Origin of the sequence: Streptomyces sp. NPDC003247 (assembly GCF_042888135.1) — a bacterium.
Classification (GTDB): domain Bacteria; phylum Actinomycetota; class Actinomycetes; order Streptomycetales; family Streptomycetaceae; genus Streptomyces.
Map to the genome: position 1 here is coordinate 891,039 of NZ_JBIAPF010000001.1, position 16,820 is coordinate 907,858.

The following is a 16,820-nucleotide window of genomic DNA, read 5'->3' on the forward strand; positions in this document are numbered from 1 at the left end:
GTGGACGCGCCACCATGTCCCGGTAACGGGCTGGGAGTGTTTTCGACCACATCGGAACCATGCCCGGGTTGACAACCCGTTCAAGCACGGGGTGAGCACCGTCTCTCCTTCGCTCATCCCGCCGAAACACACACGATGCCCCGTTAGTGTGGTGATCCTGCCCGTCCGGTGACCTTTTCGTGACCTTGAACACCTTGAACACCTTGACCGCCGCGGAACGTCCTGTCCGCCGCGCCGGACGGAGCAGTGCCGTACGTGGAGGTACCTGCCGTGTCCTTGTCCGCCGTCCTGCCGGCCGCCGGTTCGTCGCCGTCGCCGTCCCCCTCGGAGTCGTCGGCGGTGACGGTCCCGACGCTCCAGGACGCCCAGGAGAGCGCGACGAACGCCGCCGGCTGGGTCGAGGAGAACTGGTCGACGTGGCTCGCGATCGGCCTCCGGGTCCTGCTGATCATGGTGATCGCCGGGGTGCTGAGGGTGGTGGTGCGGCGGGCGATCACCAAGCTCATAGACCGGATGAACCGCACCGTGCAGGCGGTGGACGGCACGGCCCTGGGCGGTCTGCTGGTGAACGTCGAGCGCCGCCGCCAGCGCTCGCAGGCGATCGGCTCGGTGCTGCGCTCGGTGGCGAGCTTCCTGATCCTCGGCACCGCCGCGCTGATGATCCTGTCCACCTTCGCGATCAACCTGGCCCCGCTGCTGGCGTCCGCCGGTGTCGCGGGCGTGGCGATCGGTTTCGGCGCCCGGAACCTGGTCACCGACTTCCTCTCCGGCGTCTTCATGATCCTGGAGGACCAGTACGGCGTGGGCGACCAGATCGACGCGGGCGTCGCCACCGGCGAGGTCATCGAGGTCGGACTGCGGGTGACCAAGCTGCGCGGCGACAACGGCGAGATCTGGTACGTCCGCAACGGCGAGGTCAAGCGGATCGGCAACCTCTCCCAGGGCTGGGCCACGGCCGGCGTCGACGTGACGGTGAAGGCCTCCGAGGACCTGGACAGGGTCAAGGCCACCCTCGTCGAGGTCGCCGACAAGATGGGCAAGGAGGAGCCCTGGAACGAGCTCCTGTGGAGCGCGATCGAGGTGCTCGGCCTGGACAGCGTGCTGCTGGACTCGATGGTCGTGCGGGTCACCGCGAGGACGATGCCCGGCAAGTCCCTCGCGGTCGAACGCGAACTGCGCTGGCGCGTCAAGCGGGCCTTCGACGCGGCCGACATCCGCATCGTCGGCGGCGCCACCGTTCCGCCGGAGGACGACCCGGACGTGGACCCGACGGCCGCCGTCGCGGCCCCGTCGGTGTACGCGAACACGGCCTCCCCGCAGGCCCAGGCCGCGACGCCGATCACACCGGTGGCGCCCACCAAGTAGCGGAACGGTTCCGCGCCGCGCGCCACGGGGAGTTGAATCCTCATGAGAATCACCGTGGTGGGCGGAGGCTCGACCTACACGCCCGAACTCGTCGACGGTTTCGCCCGGCTGAGGGACACCCTGCCGGTGGAGGAACTCGTCCTCGTCGACCCCTCGGCCGAACGCCTGGAGCCGGTCGGCGGCCTGGCCCGCCGCATCCTCGCCCGGCAGGGCCACCCGGGCCGGATCGTCACCACCTCCGACCTGGAGGCGGGCGTCGACGGCGCCGACGCGGTCCTGCTGCAACTGCGCGTCGGCGGCCAGGCGGCCCGCGCGCGGGACGAGACCTGGCCGCTGGAGTGCGGCTGTGTCGGCCAGGAGACGACCGGCGCGGGCGGCCTGGCCAAGGCGCTGCGCACCGTCCCGGTCGTCCTGGACATCGCCGAGCGGGTCCGCCGCACCAACCCCCGTGCCTGGATCGTCGACTTCACCAACCCGGTCGGCATCGTCACCCGCGCCCTGCTGCGGGCCGGCCACCGGGCGGTCGGGCTGTGCAACGTGGCGATCGGCCTCCAGCGCACCGTCGCCCGTCTGCTGGACGTGGCCCCCTCCGCGGTCCACCTCGACCACGTGGGCCTCAACCACCTGACCTGGGAGACCGGGGTGCGCCTGGACGGCCCCCGGGGCGAGGACGTGCTGCCGCGGCTGCTCGCCGGGCACGGCGACGCCCTCGCCGCCGAACTCCGCCTGCCCCGCGCCCTGCTGGACCGCCTCCGCGTGCTCCCGTCGTACTACCTGCGCTACTACTACGCGCACGACGAAGTCGTCGAGGACCTGCGGACGAAGCCCTCCCGGGCCGCGGAAGTGGCCCGTATGGAGGGCGAGCTGCTGCGGATGTACGCCGACCCGGCCCTGGACGAGAAGCCGGCGCTGCTGGCCCGGCGCGGCGGCGCCTACTACTCGGAGGCGGCCGTCGACCTGGCCGCCGCGCTGCTCACCGGGTCCGGCAGCCCGTACCAGGTGGTGAACGCCCCCAACCGCGGCACGCTGCCCTTCCTCCCGGACGACGCGGTGATCGAGGTCCAGGCGGCGGTCGGCCCGGACGGTCCCGCCCCGCTGCCGGTCCCGCCCCCCGACCCGCTGTTCGCGGGCCTGATCGCGCAGGTGACGGCCTACGAGGAGCTGGCCCTGGAGGCGGCGCTGCGCGGCGGCCGCGACCGCGTCTTCCGGGCCCTGCTCGCCCACCCCCTGGTCGGCCAGTACGCGTACGCCGACACACTCACCGACATGCTGATCGCGCACAACCGGGAGCATCTCGCGTGGGCCTGACCGCGAGCGTCCTCGCCGTCGACGCGGGCAACAGCAAGACGGACGTCGCGGTCGTCGCGGCCGACGGGGAGGTCATCGGCACGGCCCGCGGCGGCGGCTTCCGCCCGCCGGCCGAGGGCGTGGGCCCGGCGGTGGACGCTCTCGCCGACACCGTCACGCGCGCGTACGCGGCCGCCGGCGTCTCCTCGGCGGCCCATGTCTCGGCCTGTCTCGCCAACGCCGACCTGCCGGCCGAGGAGGAGGAGCTGGCGGCCGCGCTGCACGCGCGCGCGTGGGGAGCGGCCGTCGAGGTCCGCAACGACACCTTCGCGATCCTGCGGGCGGGCGTGACCGAGCCCCGGGGGGTGGCCGTCGTCTGCGGCGCCGGCATCAACTGCGTCGGCATGCGTCCCGACGGCCGCACCGCCCGCTTCCCCGCGCTCGGCCGCCTCTCCGGCGACTGGGGCGGCGGCTGGGGGCTGGCCGAGGAGGCGCTGTGGCACGCGGCGCGGGCGGAGGACGGCCGCGGCGCCCCGACCGCGCTCGCCCGGACGCTGCCGGACCACTTCGGACTGCCCACGATGTACGCCCTGATCGAGGCCCTGCACCTGCGGCGCCTCCCGCCCGCCCGCCGCCACGAACTGGCGCCCGTCCTGTTCGCGACGGCGGCCGGCGGGGACGGCGTGGCGAGGGCGGTGGTCGACCGTCTCGCCGAGGAGGTGGTGACGATGGCGGTGGTGGCGCTGACCCGCCTCGACCTGCTGGAGGAGGAGACGCCGGTGCTGCTGGGCGGAGGCGTCCTGACGGCCGGTCACCGCCGACTGGACGACCGGGTGCGCGAGTCGCTCGCGGTACGGGCGCCGCGGGCGGTGGTGGGCGTGGTGCGGGAGCGGCCCGTGCTGGGAGCGGCGCTGCTGGGCCTGGACCGGGTGGGCGCGCGGCCCGAAGCACACCGGAAGGTACGGGACTTCTTCGGGACGTGAGCGCACGGGCCGGCGTGCGCGTGGGCCGGTGTGAGCTCGCGGGCCGGCATGCGCGCGGGCCGGCGTGCGCACCGCCCGGCATGCGCGCGGGCCGGCGTGCACGCGGGGCCCGAGAGCCGCGGGCCGTCGCGCGGACGCGACCAACCGCGCCCCGCGCCCCGCGCCCTGCCCCCGGCACCCGGCACCCGGCACCCGCCCACGACGGCCCCCATCAGGGAACCGAACACATTCCCCCCGCGTACTCATGAGCAGGGGTGAGTGCGATCCGATCAAGATCCCGTGAAGGCCGGTGCGCATTTCCCCTCCCGCCAGCGATACTTGCGACGGGCCATGACCATGGGGGAGGTCAGAGAACGTGGCAGACCCGGCAACTAGCAGCACCGCACCGCCGCCCACGCGCCGCACGGCGTTCGCCGAGGGCGTCGACCAGGTGCGGGCCGCCGCGACCACCGAGCCCGGCCGCCTCCGCATCATCGGCGCCCTCCTCGCCCTCCTCGTCGTCGCGTTCGGCGCCGTCACGGCCTGGCAGACGTCCGACCGGGCGGCCGCGGCCGACGACGTCCTGCACCAGAGCCAGCCGCTCACCACGGCCGCCGCCGACATCTACCGCTCCCTCGCCGACGCCAACACCGCGGCCTCCAGCGGCTTCCTGGCCGGCGGGCAGGAGACGGCCGAGTCCCGCGAGCGGTACGAGAAGGACATCGACACGGCCGCCGAGGGACTCGTCACCGCCGCCGGCAACTCCGACCCGGGCTCCCCCTCCTCGGCGGCCGTCACGAAGCTGAACAAGCTGCTGCCGGAGTACAAGGGCCTGGTCGAACGGGCCCGCACCTACAACCGGCAGGGCTTCCCGGTCGGCGGCGCCTACCTGCGCTACGCCAACCAGAAGATGCAGAAGGAGATGCTCCCGGCCGCCGAGGACCTCTACAAGAAGGAGAACCAGCGCCTGCGGGACGACTACGCGGACGCCACGCCCTACCCCTGGGCGGCGATCGCGCTGGGCGTCCTCGCGCTGGCCGCCCTGGCCTGGGCCCAGCACCGCACCTACCGCCGTACCCACCGGGTGCTCAACCACGGCCTGGTCGCGGCGACGGCGGCCGCCACCGTCGTCCTGCTGTGGCTGGTCGTCGGCCACACCGTGGCCCGCGCGGGCCTCGACGACTCCTACGAGCACGGCGTCCGCTCGCTGAACGTCCTCCAAGACGCCCGCATCGCCTCCCTCAAGGCCCGCGGCAACGAGAACCTCACCCTGGTGGCCCGCGGCGCCGAGACCGTGAAGGTCGGCGAGGAGACGGTCGACGCCTACGACCACGACTTCACCGAGGACATGGGCGCCCTCGGCGAGGGACTGACCCTCGCGCGGCGGCTCGCCGACGACCGGGACGGCGCGACGCCGGTCGCCCAGGCCGAGAGCAACATGGCGGAGTGGAAGAACCGCCACACCGCCGCCCGCGCCCAGGACGACAACGGCAACTACGAGCAGGCGCTGGCCCTGGTGATCGGCGGCAAGGGCGCCACGGGCGAGTGCTTCGACAGCGTGGACGCCAACCTGGCGAGCGCGCTCGAACACGAGCAGAACGAGTTCAGGCAGGCCGCCGGAGACGGCCTGGACGCGATGGGCGGCCTGCCGGCGGGCTCGGCCGCCCTCGCCGTCCTGGGCGCCGCGGGCGCGGTCCTCGGCATCGGCCGCAGGCTGTCGGAGTACCGGTGAGAGGGGGCGGACCGGTGGAGGGTGGCGTTCCGGTGACAGAAGGCGTGACAGCACGAACGCGACGGATACGGGCCGGTGCGAAGGGCTGGGGCGGGGTCGGTGCGATGGCGGCCGTCTGCGCCCTCGCCCTGGCCTTCGTCCTGCTGCTGCCGTGGACCCAGTCGCACGGCGGCGGCGCCGGGACCGGCGGCCGGGGCGTCGCCGAGGGCACCCCGGCGGCCGACTCCACGTGCCGGGACCCGGAGAAGCAGACGCTGGCGCCGTCGGCCGCGGAGGGCCCGACGATCGCCGCGATCAAGGCCCGGCAGGGCGAGAAGCGCAAGCTGATCGTCGGCGTCGACCAGAACAGCTACCGCTGGGGCTACCGCGACCCGAACACCACCGGCGCGGCCCTGGAGGGCTTCGACATCGACCTGGTGCGGCGGATCGCGCAGGACATCCTGGGCGACCCCGACGCGGTGCAGTTCAAGGCCATCCCCACCAACCAGCGCATCCCCGCGATCCAGGAGGGCCGGGTCGACATGGTGGTGCGCACGATGACCATCACCTGCGACCGCATCGAGGACGTCGCGTTCTCCGCCCCCTACTTCAGGACCGGACAGACCGTCCTCGCCCCCAAGTCGTCCACCATCACCGGCTACAACGACACGCTGGCGAGGAAAAAGGTCTGCACGGCGACCGGTTCGACCGCCAACACCCGGCTGACCGAGGACCGCGAGGCCGGCCGGCTGCCCGCCAGCACCGACATCTCCACCACCGTCCCCAACCAGCTCGACTGCCTGGTCCGGTTGCAGCTCGGCGAGGCCGACGCGGTCGTCACCGACGGCGCGCTGGCGGCCAGCCAGGCCGCCCAGGACCCCACGGTGGCCCTCAAGGGCGCCCCCTTCACGACCGAGTACTACGGGGTGGCGATGAAGAAGGACGCCGACGATCTGGTGCGCCGGGTCAACCAGATCCTGGTGCGGTACCGGACGGACGGCTGGCAGGCGTCGTACGACACATGGCTGTCGGCGACACTGGGGGCGGACGCGGCGACGTCGAGGCCGCCCGCACCGCAGTACCTGCGCACGAGTTGACGGACCCACCGGCGGGCAGGAACCGACAGGCAGCGGACCGAGCGGACAACCGACACAGCAGCGAGAGGTGATCGATGGGCGTCACGGGACCCCCCGGGCCGGTGATGGACCGGGACGAGGTGGACCGTGCGCTGGCGCGGCTCGGCCAGGAGCACGAGGCGATCGAGACCTCGCTCCTCGCCCTCCAGGACCACGCCGGCCGCAGACTCCTCGAGGGTGCCCGGCTCACCGGCGTCACCGAGGAACGCTGGGCGGACACGGAGGCGTCGGTCACGCTGCTGTGGGCGTACTTCGACGCGTACTCCGACGCGTTGCGCGCCGCCCGGGAGATCCGCTCGCGCCGCCGCTGGTCCAGCCGTGAGGACCTGGTGGAACTGACCGAGCTGCTGCGCGGCGCGTCGGTCACCGTGGCCGGCGCGGCCCTCGCGAACGCGCCCGCGCCGCACGGCACCGGCAGGCTCAGCCAGAGCTTCTCGCTCACCGAAGTCGTCGACCGGATGAACGAGCTGTACGCCTCGTCGCTGGACATGGTCGTCGCCGCCGACGCGGTGTGGTCGGCGCTGCCCGCCCGGATCGACCTGCTGGCCGCGGAGCTCCGGCGCACCCGGCAGCTCGCGCACTCCGTGGGCGTCCGCCCGGGCGAGCACCCGGCCGGTGACGACCTGGAGGGCATCACGCACACGCTGACCCGGCTGCGCGAGCAGGTCGTCTCCGACCCGCTGGCGTTCTGGGTGCCCGCACAGGGCAGTTCGGCGCCCGGCGGCGGGCGGCCCGACACCACGGTCTACGACCGTGAGGCGCGCGCCCTGGAGGACGTGCGCCGGGAGATCGACGCGGTGCTGACGGTCCGCCAGGACGCGGAGAAGCGGCTGGTGCGGCTGCGGGACGTGCTCAGCCGCGCCGACCGCACCCTGGCCGAGGCGCGGGCCGCGCGCGGCGAGGTGCTGGCGAAGATCGCCGCGACGGAGGTGCCGGTGGTCGGCGGACCGCCGACCGTCCTCCAGGAGCAGCTGGCGACCGCCGCCGAGTACCGCCGGCAGGCCCAGTGGCACCGGCTGTCCCCGCTGCTGGAGTCGCTGGAGCAGAAGGCGGAGGACGAACTGCTGCGCGCCCGCGAGTCGTTGGGCGCGGTCACCGCGCCGCTCGCGGTCCGCGCGGAGCTGCGCGGCCGGCTCGACGCGTACAAGGCGAAGGTCGCCCGGCACGGCCTGGCGGAGGACGCGTTCCTCGTCGAGCGGTACGACGCGGCCCGCCGCATGCTGTGGAGCGCGCCCTGCGACCTGCGCGTCGCCGAGCAGGCCGTCCTGCGCTACCAGCGGGCGGCCGCCGAACTGCTCGCCGCGCCGCACGCGGCCGAGCGGGGCGGACCCGAGGACCACAGGGGGGAGCACGGGTCATGAGTCAGGCAGGGCAGAGGTGCCAGCGGCCGGGCTGCGACGGGTCGTACGAGGACGTGGGCGGCGGCGAGCTGTACTGCGACACCTGCGGCCTCGCCCCGGTCGTCGCCGCGAACGGACTGGTCGGCTCGCCGCCCACCGGGGTGACCACCGCCGGCGGGGGCCGGTCGGGCAGCGGCGGCTCGCGCCCCAGCGCCCGCAGCGCCCGCAGTTCGCGTACGTCCTCGCAGTCGTCGAAGTCGCGCCGCTCGGTGTCCGGACGGCTCTCGCGGTCGCTGTCGGGCAGGCCGACGGGACGGTCCGTGTCGGTGCGCAGCTCCGGTTCGACGGCCGGCTCCTCCGGGCGGGCCCGGCTGGGCGCGGGCCTGGTCGCGGTGCCGCAGGTGCCGAGACCCGACCCGCGCGCGATGGTCCTGGAGAACCCCGAGGTGCCCGAGCGCAAGCGGTTCTGCTCGCGCTCGGACTGCGGCGCCCCGGTGGGCCGCGCGCGGGGCGACCGGCCCGGGCGCACGGAGGGCTTCTGCACCAAGTGCGGCCACCCGTACTCGTTCGTCCCGAAGCTGGCGTCCGGGGACGTCGTGCACGGCCAGTACGAGGTCGCGGGCTGTCTGGCGCACGGCGGCCTCGGCTGGATCTACCTGGCCGTGGACCGGGCGGTGGCGGACCGCTGGGTGGTGCTGAAGGGCCTGCTGGACACCGGCGACCAGGACGCGATGGCCGCCGCGATCTCCGAACGGCGCTTCCTCGCCGAGATCGAGCACGCCAACATCGTGCGGATCTACAACTTCGTCGAACACCTCGACCAGCGCACCGGCTCGCTCGACGGCTACATCGTCATGGAGTACGTCGGCGGCAAGTCCCTCAAGGAGATCGCCAACGCCCGCCGCGCCCCGGACGGCCGGCGGGACCCGCTGCCCGTGGAGCAGGCGTGCGCCTACGGCATCGAGGCGCTGGAGGCCCTCGGGCACCTGCACAGCCGCAACCTGCTGTACTGCGACTTCAAGGTCGACAACGCGATCCAGACCGAGGACCAGCTCAAGCTGATCGACATGGGCGCGGTGCGGCGGATGGACGACGAGGAGTCGGCCATCTACGGCACGATCGGCTACCAGGCCCCGGAGGTCGCCGACGTCGGCCCGTCGGTCGCCAGCGACCTGTACACGGTCGGCCGCACCCTCGCCGTCCTGACCTTCGACTTCCAGGGCTACACGACCGTTTTCGTCGACTCGCTGCCCGACCCCGACACCATCGAGGTCTTCCGGCAGTACGAGTCCTTCTACCGGCTGCTGGTCCGGGCCACCGACCCCGACCCGGCCCGCCGGTTCGGCTCCGCGCAGGAGATGGCGGAGCAGCTGACGGGCGTGCTGCGCGAGGTCGTCTCCCTCCAGAGCGGGCGGGCGCGGCCCGCGCTGTCGACGCTGTTCGGGCCGGAGGTCAAGGTCACCGACCGGGAGCTGTTCCCCCGGCTGGACGGCGAGGTGTCCCGGCTGGGCGCCCGGAAGGCCCCCGCGCGCCGGGCGGCCGGCGGCCCGGCGGCCCTCCCGGCCGCCCCCGCGCCGGGCCGTCCCACGCCGACGCTCGCCACCCTCCCCGCACAGGTCCCCGCCGCCCCCGGTCTCGTCCGGCCCGTCGACGCCCCCGCCGCCTCCCTGGCGCTGCCCGCCCCGCTCGTCGACGCGGGCGACCCCAACGCGGGGTTCCTCGCCGGTCTGTCCGCCTCCGCCCCGGCCGAGCTGCTCACGGCCCTGGCCGCCGCGCCGGCGCCGTCCGTCGAGACCCGGCTGCGCCAGGTCCGCGCCCGGCTGGAGAACGGCGACGCCGGCGCGGCCCTCGCCACCCTGACCGAGCTGGAGGACGAACGGCCCGACGACTGGCGGGTGGTGTGGTACCGGGGCCTGGCCTCGCTGGTCACCGGCGACCACGAGATCGCCGCGCTCGCCTTCGACGCGATCTACGACGCCTTCCCGGGCGAGCCCGCGCCCAAGCTGGCGCTCGGCGTGTGCGCCGAGGTGCTGGGCCAGTTGGACAACGCCGCCGAGTACTACCGGCTGGTGTGGTCGACCGACCCGAGCTATGTGAGCGCCGCGTTCGGCCTGGCCCGCGTCCGGCTCGCGGCCGGCGACCGGGCCGGCGCCGTACGGACACTGGAGTCGGTGCCGGAGTCCTCCATCCACTACACGGCCGCCCGGGTCGCGGCCGTCCGCGCCCGGCTCCGGCAGCGGACGGCGGCCGCCGCCGACGTACCCTTCCTGGAGGACCTCACCGCCGCCGCGGCGCAGGTCGAGGCGCTGGACGCGTACGGGCTGGACCCGACGCGGCGCGAGCAGTTGTCCGCGGAGGTGCTCGGCAGTGCCCTGGACTGGATACTCTCCGGTGGCCAGGACGCCGGCGCCGGCCACCGGCGGGTGCTGCTCGGCAGTGACCTGGACGAGCGGGGGCTCCGCTTCGGCCTGGAGCGTTCGTACCGCACGCTGGCCCGGCTGGCGACCGGCGGTGAGGAGAGGATCGACCTGGTGGAACGTGCCAATCGTTACCGCCCCCGGACGTGGGTGTAGTTGATGTCCCAGATGCCCCGGCAGGCCGCCCTGCCGACCTGCCCGAGCTGCGCGGAGCCGCTCGACGCGGGTGACCGTTTCTGCGGAGCGTGCGGATGCGACCTGTCCGCCGTACCGCCCCGCCCGGACGACAGCCCGACCCTCATGATGAACTCCCCGGAACCTGGGGGCGCGTCCGCGGCGGAGACCGCCGGTGGGCCCGGTGTTCCGGGTGCTCCGGGCGCATTCGGTGCTTCCGGTGCTCCGGGCTCATTCGGCGCTCCGGGCGGTGTCGGAGCATCCGGTGCTCCGGGCTCTTCCGGTGCTCCGGGCTCTTCCGGTGTCCCCGGCACTGTCGGTGCTCCCGGCGCTGTTGGAGCTTCCGGTGCTGTCGGAGCTTCCGGTGCTCCCGGCTCCTCCGGTGCTCCGGGCGTTTTCGGCGCTCCCGAGGGGCACGGCTCCCCCGGCACGCCCGTGCCCCCCGGCGCGCCCGTGCCGCCGGGCGCACCGCTCCCGCCTCCCGCGGCACCTGCGGCACCCGCCGTGCCCGGGGCACCCGCCGCGCCCGCCGCGCCCTCCTCCGGTGTCCGTTTCGACCGGCCCGCGGAGCCCGAGGAGTACCCGCTCCAGGCGCCCGACCCGCGGGTGGCCGCCGAGGCCGCGGCGGTGGCCGGGAGCGGCAAGGTGTGCGTGGCCTGCCGCGCGGGCCGGGTCGACGACGACGGCTACTGCGAGAACTGCGGGCACGCCCAGCCGCGTGAACGGGACCACATGGAGCAGGAGTCGGGCCCCGTCGCCGCCGTCAGCGACCGCGGTCTGCGCCACCACCGCAACGAGGACGCGTTCGGCGTCGGCCACACCGCGCTGCCCGACGGCACCCCCGTGTCCGTGGCGATCGTCTGCGACGGCGTGTCCTCCGCGACCCGCCCGGACGACGCCTCCCTCGCCGCGTCCCGGGCGGCGAGCCGGTCGCTGCTGACGGCCCTGCCGCAGGGCACGCACCCGCAGCAGGCCATGCACGACGCGATCGTCGCCGCCTCGCACGCGGTCAACGCCCTCGCCGAGGAACCCGCCACGGCCCGCGAGCACGCCCCGCACCAGAACGCCCCCGCCTGCACCCTCGTCGGCGCGGTCGTCACCGCCGGCCTGCTGGTCGTCGGCTGGGTCGGCGACAGCCGCGTCTACTGGGTCCCGGCGGACCGCGGCGCGCCCCCGGCCCGGCTCACCGAGGACGACTCCTGGGCCGCCCAGATGGTCGCCGCGGGCCTGATGAACGAGGCGGAGGCCTACGCCGACGACCGCGCCCACGCGATCACCGGCTGGCTCGGCGCCGACGCCTACGAACTGGAGCCGCACACCGCGTCCTTCAAGCCGGACCGTCCCGGCGTGGTCGTCGTCTGCACCGACGGGCTGTGGAACTACGCCGAGGCGGCCCAGGAGATGGCCGAGGTGCTCCCGCTCGACGCCGCCGTACGGCCGCTGCACGCCGCCCGGGTGCTCGTCGGACACGCCCTGGACGGCGGCGGGCACGACAACGTAACAGTGGCCGTCCTGCCGTTCCCCGCCCCCGCGCAGGGGGCAGGATCGGCCTGAGGCCACGCACAGCGCTTCGCACACGCCGCACACGGGGAAGCAGCGGCGGACCGGAGGGGACCGGTCCGCCCACCGTCATCGCCCCACGGCCGTGGGGACTAGGGGGATGTGAGTAGGCATGGCCAATTTCTCGAAGTCGAACGTGCCGCAGTTCTCGGTCGACGTCTACCAGAACGAGTACCTGCCCGAGGGCGGCTGCGAGGTCAACGCGATCGTCACGGTCACCGCGACCGGCGGCGGCACGGTCGGCAGCGCCGTCGCGGCCCCGCACCTCTACGCACCGGGCCGGGGACCCTCCGCCGCCGTGGCGGTCATGGTCGACTGCTCCGGCTCGATGGACTACCCGCCCACCAAGATGCGCAACGCCCGTGACGCCACGGCCGCCGCCGTCGAGACCCTCCGCGACGGCGTGCACTTCGCGGTGATCGGCGGCACGCACGTGGCCACGGAGGTCTACCCGGGCGGCGGGCGCCTCGCGGTCGCCGACGCCACCACCCGGGAACAGGCCAAGCAGGCCCTGCGCCGGCTCAGCGCGAGCGGCGGCACCGCGATCGGGACCTGGCTGCGCCTGGCCGACCGGCTGCTGTCCTCGGCCGACGTCGCCATCCGGCACGGCATCCTGCTCACCGACGGCCGCAACGAACACGAGTCACCCGAGGACCTCAAGGCCACCCTGGACTCCTGCGCCGGGCGGTTCACCTGTGACGCCCGCGGCGTGGGCACCGACTGGGAAGTGAAAGAAGTCACAGGGGTCGCCTCGGCCCTGCTCGGCACCGCCGACATCGTCGCCGACCCGGCCGGCCTCGCCGCCGACTTCACGCGGATGATGGAGACGGCGATGGGCAAGGAGGTCGCGGACGTGGCCCTGCGGCTGTGGACCCCGGTCGGCACCACCGTCAAGTTCGTCAAGCAAGTCGCGCCCACCGTGGAGGAGTTGACCGACCGGCGCACCGAGTCCGGTCCGCGCTCCGGCGACTACCCCACCGGCTCCTGGGGCGACGAGTCCCGCGACTACCACCTGTGCGTCGAGGTCCCCGCCGCCCACCTCGGGCAGGAGATGCTGGCCGCCCGGGTGTCGCTGGTGGTGCCCCAGCCCGACGGCACGGTGCGGAACCTGGGCGCCCAGGGTCTCGTACGGGCCGTGTGGACGGACGACATGGCCGCCTCCACCTCGATCAACCCGCAGGTCGCGCACTACACCGGGCAGGCCGAACTGGCCCGGGTCATCCAGCAGGGGCTGGACCTTCGCAAAGCGGGCGATATGGACGGAGCAACGGCCAAACTGGGCCGGGCGGTTCAGCTCGCCAGCGTCTCGGGCAACGCCGATACTGCGAAACTGCTTGCGAAGGTGGTGGACGTCGTCGATGCCACGACAGGTACTGTGCGACTGAAGGCGAAGGTCGCCGAGGCCGACGAGATGACCCTCGAGACCCGGTCCACAAAGACTGTTCGTGTAAAGAAGTGACCCAGCAGCACCCGCCGCAGCACCCTGGTGGGACACGGAAGGAAAGGGGGACGCGCCGACATGCCGACCTGCCCGAACGGACACCAGTCGGGTTCCGACGACTGGTGCGAGGTCTGCGGTCACCGCATGGCCGGTGCCGTACCGCCGCCCCCTCCCCCGCCGCCGCCCCCGGCCGGTGGCGGGTACGGCTTCCCGCCGCCCCCGCCTGGCAGCCCCGGCGGCCCCGGCGGCCCCGGTGGCCGTCCCGACGGCCGTCACCTGTCCTCCGTACCGAACGCCGAGCCGGAGCTGTGCCCGCAGTGCCGTACGCCCCGTGAGGGCGGTGCGCCGTTCTGCGAGGAGTGCCGGTGGAACTTCCTGACCAACACGGCGACCTCGTACACCCCGGCCGCCCCGCGCCCGCCGGTGCCCTCGGGGCCGGGAGGCGGCCCGGGCGGTCCCGGTGGTCCCGGTGGTCCCGGTGCTCCGGGCGGCCATGGTGCCGGGCCGGGCGGGCCGGGCGCGGGTCCCGGTGGTCCGGGCATGGGTCCGGGTGCCGGCCCCGGTGGTCCCGGTGCCGGGCCGGGTGGGCCGGGTGCGCGGTTCCAGCCGCCGCCGTCGTTCGGCGGCAGCGACTCCTTCGAGTACCAGAGTTCCCGTCCGTCCCAGGTGAACCGTCCCGCCGAGCCGATCCCGCCGGGCCCGCCCTTCGGCGGCGAGCCGTCGCGGCCCACGGGCCCGGGCGGCGGCCGGCAGCCGTTCGGACATGAGCCGGGCGGTCCGGGTGCTCCGGGCGGCCCGGGCGGTCCGGGTGCTCCGGGCGGTCAGCAGCCGTTCGGGCGGCAACCAGGCGTTCCGGGAGGTCCGGGAGGTCCGGGAGGTCCCGCCGGTGGTCCGCAGGGTGCGCCCGGCGACCCGTTCGGACGCGGTCCGGCCTCCGGGCCGTCCGCGGACCCGTTCGGACGGGAGCCCTCGGGCCCGTCCGGGGACCCCTTCCGCCGCGAGCCGGCCGGCCGGCCCCCCGCGCCGCCCTTCGGACACGAGCCCACCGCCCCGGGCGGTCCGGGTGCGCCCGCCGGCCCCTCGGGCTTCGGCGGCGACCCCGCACGGCCGGGCCCGCCGCACGGCGGACCCGGTGGACCCGGTGGACCCGGTGGCGCCGCGCCCGGCGCTCCGCAGGCCTTCCAGCCGTCCGGTCCGCAGGCGCCGCCCGGATTCCCCCAGGAGACCGGCCGCCCGCAGCCGGGCGGCCCCTCCGGCGGGGCTTTCGGCGGTGACGACGACTGGGTGATCTCCCCTCCGTCCCACAACGCCCCCGGCGGCCCGGGCGGTCCCGGCGGCCCCCAGGGCGGGGGCTACGGCTACCCGCAGCCCGGTGCCACCCAGGCGCCGCCCCCGCCCGGCCCGGCGTTCCCGCAGCAGCCGGCCACCTGGACGGCGACGATAGGGCCGGACCGCGAGTACTTCATGGCGATGATGCAGCGCTCCGGCCCCGAGGCCGCGGGGCTCAACCTGCCCGCCTACTCGCCGGAGCAGCAGCGCACGCTCGCCGGCAACCAGATCACCATCGGCCGCCGCCGCCACTCCACCGGTGAGACCCCCGACATCGACCTGTCGGTGCCGCCGGAGGACCCCGGCGTCTCCCACCAGCACGCGGTGCTGGTGCAGCAGCCGGACGGGAGCTGGGCGGTCGTCGACCAGAACTCGACGAACGGCACCACGGTCAACGGCTCGGAGGAGCCGATCCAGCCCTTCGTGCCGGTACCGCTCCAGGACGGCGACCGGGTCCACGTCGGCGCCTGGACGACGATCACCATCCGCCGCGGCTGACGACGACACCACCGACGGGCCGGGGGCCCGTCCTAACCCGGCAGGGGCCAGGCGTACGGCCCCTCCGGGTCGTCCAGCCATGCCCACGCGTGCTCGCCGCCGACGGTGACGCCGTACCGCTCCCGCCGGGGCCTGCCCTCGCGCTCCCACAGCGCGTACGCCTCCTGCGGGTCCAGGGTGGCCCGGGTCAGGGACAGCAGGAACTGGAACAGATCGCTCCCCCTGGCCGGCTGCGGCACCCCGCCGAGCGCCACCGGCGCCGGATCGTGCCGTTCCGCGCCGCGCAACGGCACGAAGAAGGCGGGGGTGTGCAGGAAGTTCCCCTCCGCGTACCCCGCGTCCCGCACCGTCAGCGCGACCAGCCCGGTGGCCATGGGCGTCAGGATCAGGGCGCCCGGCCGGCACTGGGCGAGCCAGGCGCGCGGGACGGAGGGCAGCTGGCAGGTGGCGATGATCCGGTCGAAGGGCGCCCGCTCCGGGACGCCCCGCGCCCCGTCCCCGGTGACGACGGCCGGGTGGTGGCCGACGGCGGCGAGATGCCGCCGGGCGGACTCGGTGATCTCCGGATCGAGGTCCACCGTCGTGACCTGCTCGTCCCCCAGCCGGTACGCCAGCAGCGCCGCGTTGTAGCCGGTGCCGGCGCCGATCTCCAGCACCCGGCACCCCTCCTCCACACGCAGCTCGGCCAGCATCAGGGCCATGAGCGAGGGCTGGCTGCTGGAGGAGAGCAGCTCGCCGTCGCGCAGCCGGGTCGCCAGCGGGGCGTCCTCGTAGGCGCCGGTCACCCAGCGTTCCCGTACGCGCGGGTCGGGGCTCTCCCCCCAGCGCCGCTCGTAGCCGCCGGCTCCGCCCGCGTAGTAGTACGGCACGAAGAGGTGGCGCGGGACCGCGGCGAAGGCCTCCTTCCACGCCGGATCGGCGACGAAGGCCCCGCTCGCCTCGATCTCCCGCACCAGCGCCGCCCGCGCCGAGGCGGCGAGCTGCTCGAGGTCCTTGTCGACTGCGTGCGCGCCCATGCCTCCACTGTGCTGCGCCACACCGCCGGAGGCGAGTGCCCCCGCGCTCCGGGGTGCGGGCCGGAGGGGGCGGGACCGTCCACGGCCCCGGCCGGGGGTCGTAAGCCTGCGGTCCTAAGCCTGCGGTCCTCGGTCTCCGGGTCTGAGAGCATGGGGGACGTGAAAGAGATTCGGCGCGGCACGCTTCAGGAGCAGACCTTCTACGAGCAGGTCGGCGGGGAGGAGACCTTCCGCCGGCTCGTCCACCGTTTCTACGAGGGAGTCGCCGAGGACCCGATCCTGCGGCCCATGTACCCCGAGGAGGACCTGGGCCCGGCCGAGGAGCGCATGCTGCTCTTCATGATCCAGTACTGGGGCGGTCCGACGACGTACAGCGAGCGGCGCGGCCACCCCCGGCTGCGGATGCGGCACGCCCCCTTCGTCGTGGACCGGGCCGCGCACGACGCCTGGCTGCGGCACATGCGGGACGCGGTCGACGAGCTCGGCCTCTCCGAGGAGCACGAGGAGACGCTGTGGCGGTACCTGACGTACGCGGCGGCGTCGATGGTGAACACCCCCGACTGAGCCTCGGACGCTCCCGCGCT

The 16,820-nt window shown here is 74.7% G+C and carries 12 protein-coding genes; 11 read left to right on the top strand and 1 reads right to left on the bottom strand.

What is annotated here, in order from left to right; genetic code table 11:
• Positions 1–270 precede the first annotated feature (270 nt).
• The 10 genes from ACFYWQ_RS03735 to ACFYWQ_RS03780 all read left to right on the top strand — a co-directional run bounded on the left by ACFYWQ_RS03735 (position 271) and on the right by ACFYWQ_RS03780 (position 15,220).
• Positions 271–1,365 (top strand): mechanosensitive ion channel family protein, encoded by a 1,095-nt coding sequence (locus tag ACFYWQ_RS03735; RefSeq protein WP_389512438.1) that lies wholly within the window; start codon positions 271–273, stop codon positions 1,363–1,365.
• Between the two features lie 42 nt (positions 1,366–1,407).
• Positions 1,408–2,673 (top strand): 6-phospho-beta-glucosidase, encoded by a 1,266-nt coding sequence (locus tag ACFYWQ_RS03740; protein ID WP_389512440.1) that lies wholly within the window; start codon positions 1,408–1,410, stop codon positions 2,671–2,673.
• A complete protein-coding gene (locus ACFYWQ_RS03745) occupies positions 2,664–3,635 on the top strand; it encodes an N-acetylglucosamine kinase (protein ID WP_389512442.1) in 972 nt (323 codons plus the stop codon). The genes ACFYWQ_RS03740 and ACFYWQ_RS03745 overlap by 10 nt, the downstream gene beginning before the upstream one ends.
• A gap of 355 nt (positions 3,636–3,990) precedes the next feature.
• A complete protein-coding gene (locus ACFYWQ_RS03750) occupies positions 3,991–5,346 on the top strand; it encodes a hypothetical protein (RefSeq protein ID WP_389512444.1) in 1,356 nt (451 codons plus the stop codon).
• Between the two features lie 104 nt (positions 5,347–5,450).
• Positions 5,451–6,422, top strand: coding sequence for a glutamate ABC transporter substrate-binding protein (locus ACFYWQ_RS03755; RefSeq protein WP_389512874.1), 972 nt, complete (start codon positions 5,451–5,453; stop codon positions 6,420–6,422).
• Between the two features lie 74 nt (positions 6,423–6,496).
• Complete coding sequence (locus tag ACFYWQ_RS03760; RefSeq protein WP_389512446.1) at positions 6,497–7,822, top strand: hypothetical protein; 1,326 nt, start codon at positions 6,497–6,499, stop codon at positions 7,820–7,822.
• A complete protein-coding gene (locus ACFYWQ_RS03765; protein ID WP_389512448.1) occupies positions 7,819–10,374 on the top strand; it encodes a tetratricopeptide repeat protein in 2,556 nt (851 codons plus the stop codon). Before ACFYWQ_RS03760 ends, ACFYWQ_RS03765 begins: the two co-directional genes overlap by 4 nt.
• A 3-nt stretch (positions 10,375–10,377) precedes the next feature.
• Positions 10,378–11,946: a PP2C family serine/threonine-protein phosphatase gene (locus ACFYWQ_RS03770; protein WP_389512450.1), complete on the top strand. Its 1,569-nt coding sequence runs from the start codon at positions 10,378–10,380 to the stop codon at positions 11,944–11,946.
• A 118-nt stretch (positions 11,947–12,064) separates the two neighbouring features.
• Complete coding sequence (locus ACFYWQ_RS03775) at positions 12,065–13,411, top strand: VWA domain-containing protein (RefSeq protein ID WP_389512452.1); 1,347 nt, start codon at positions 12,065–12,067, stop codon at positions 13,409–13,411.
• Between the two features lie 60 nt (positions 13,412–13,471).
• Positions 13,472–15,220 (top strand): FHA domain-containing protein, encoded by a 1,749-nt coding sequence (locus tag ACFYWQ_RS03780; RefSeq protein WP_389512453.1) that lies wholly within the window; start codon positions 13,472–13,474, stop codon positions 15,218–15,220.
• A 32-nt stretch (positions 15,221–15,252) separates the two neighbouring features.
• Here ACFYWQ_RS03780 and ACFYWQ_RS03785 read toward each other — a convergent pair whose 3' ends face one another.
• A complete protein-coding gene (locus ACFYWQ_RS03785) occupies positions 15,253–16,236 on the bottom strand; it encodes a methyltransferase domain-containing protein (RefSeq protein ID WP_389512454.1) in 984 nt (327 codons plus the stop codon).
• A 150-nt stretch (positions 16,237–16,386) separates the two neighbouring features.
• Between ACFYWQ_RS03785 and ACFYWQ_RS03790 the strand changes: the two genes are divergently transcribed.
• Positions 16,387–16,800, top strand: a complete 414-nt coding sequence (locus ACFYWQ_RS03790; protein WP_389512456.1) for a globin — start codon at positions 16,387–16,389, stop codon at positions 16,798–16,800.
• The last annotated feature ends 20 nt before the right edge of the window (positions 16,801–16,820 follow it).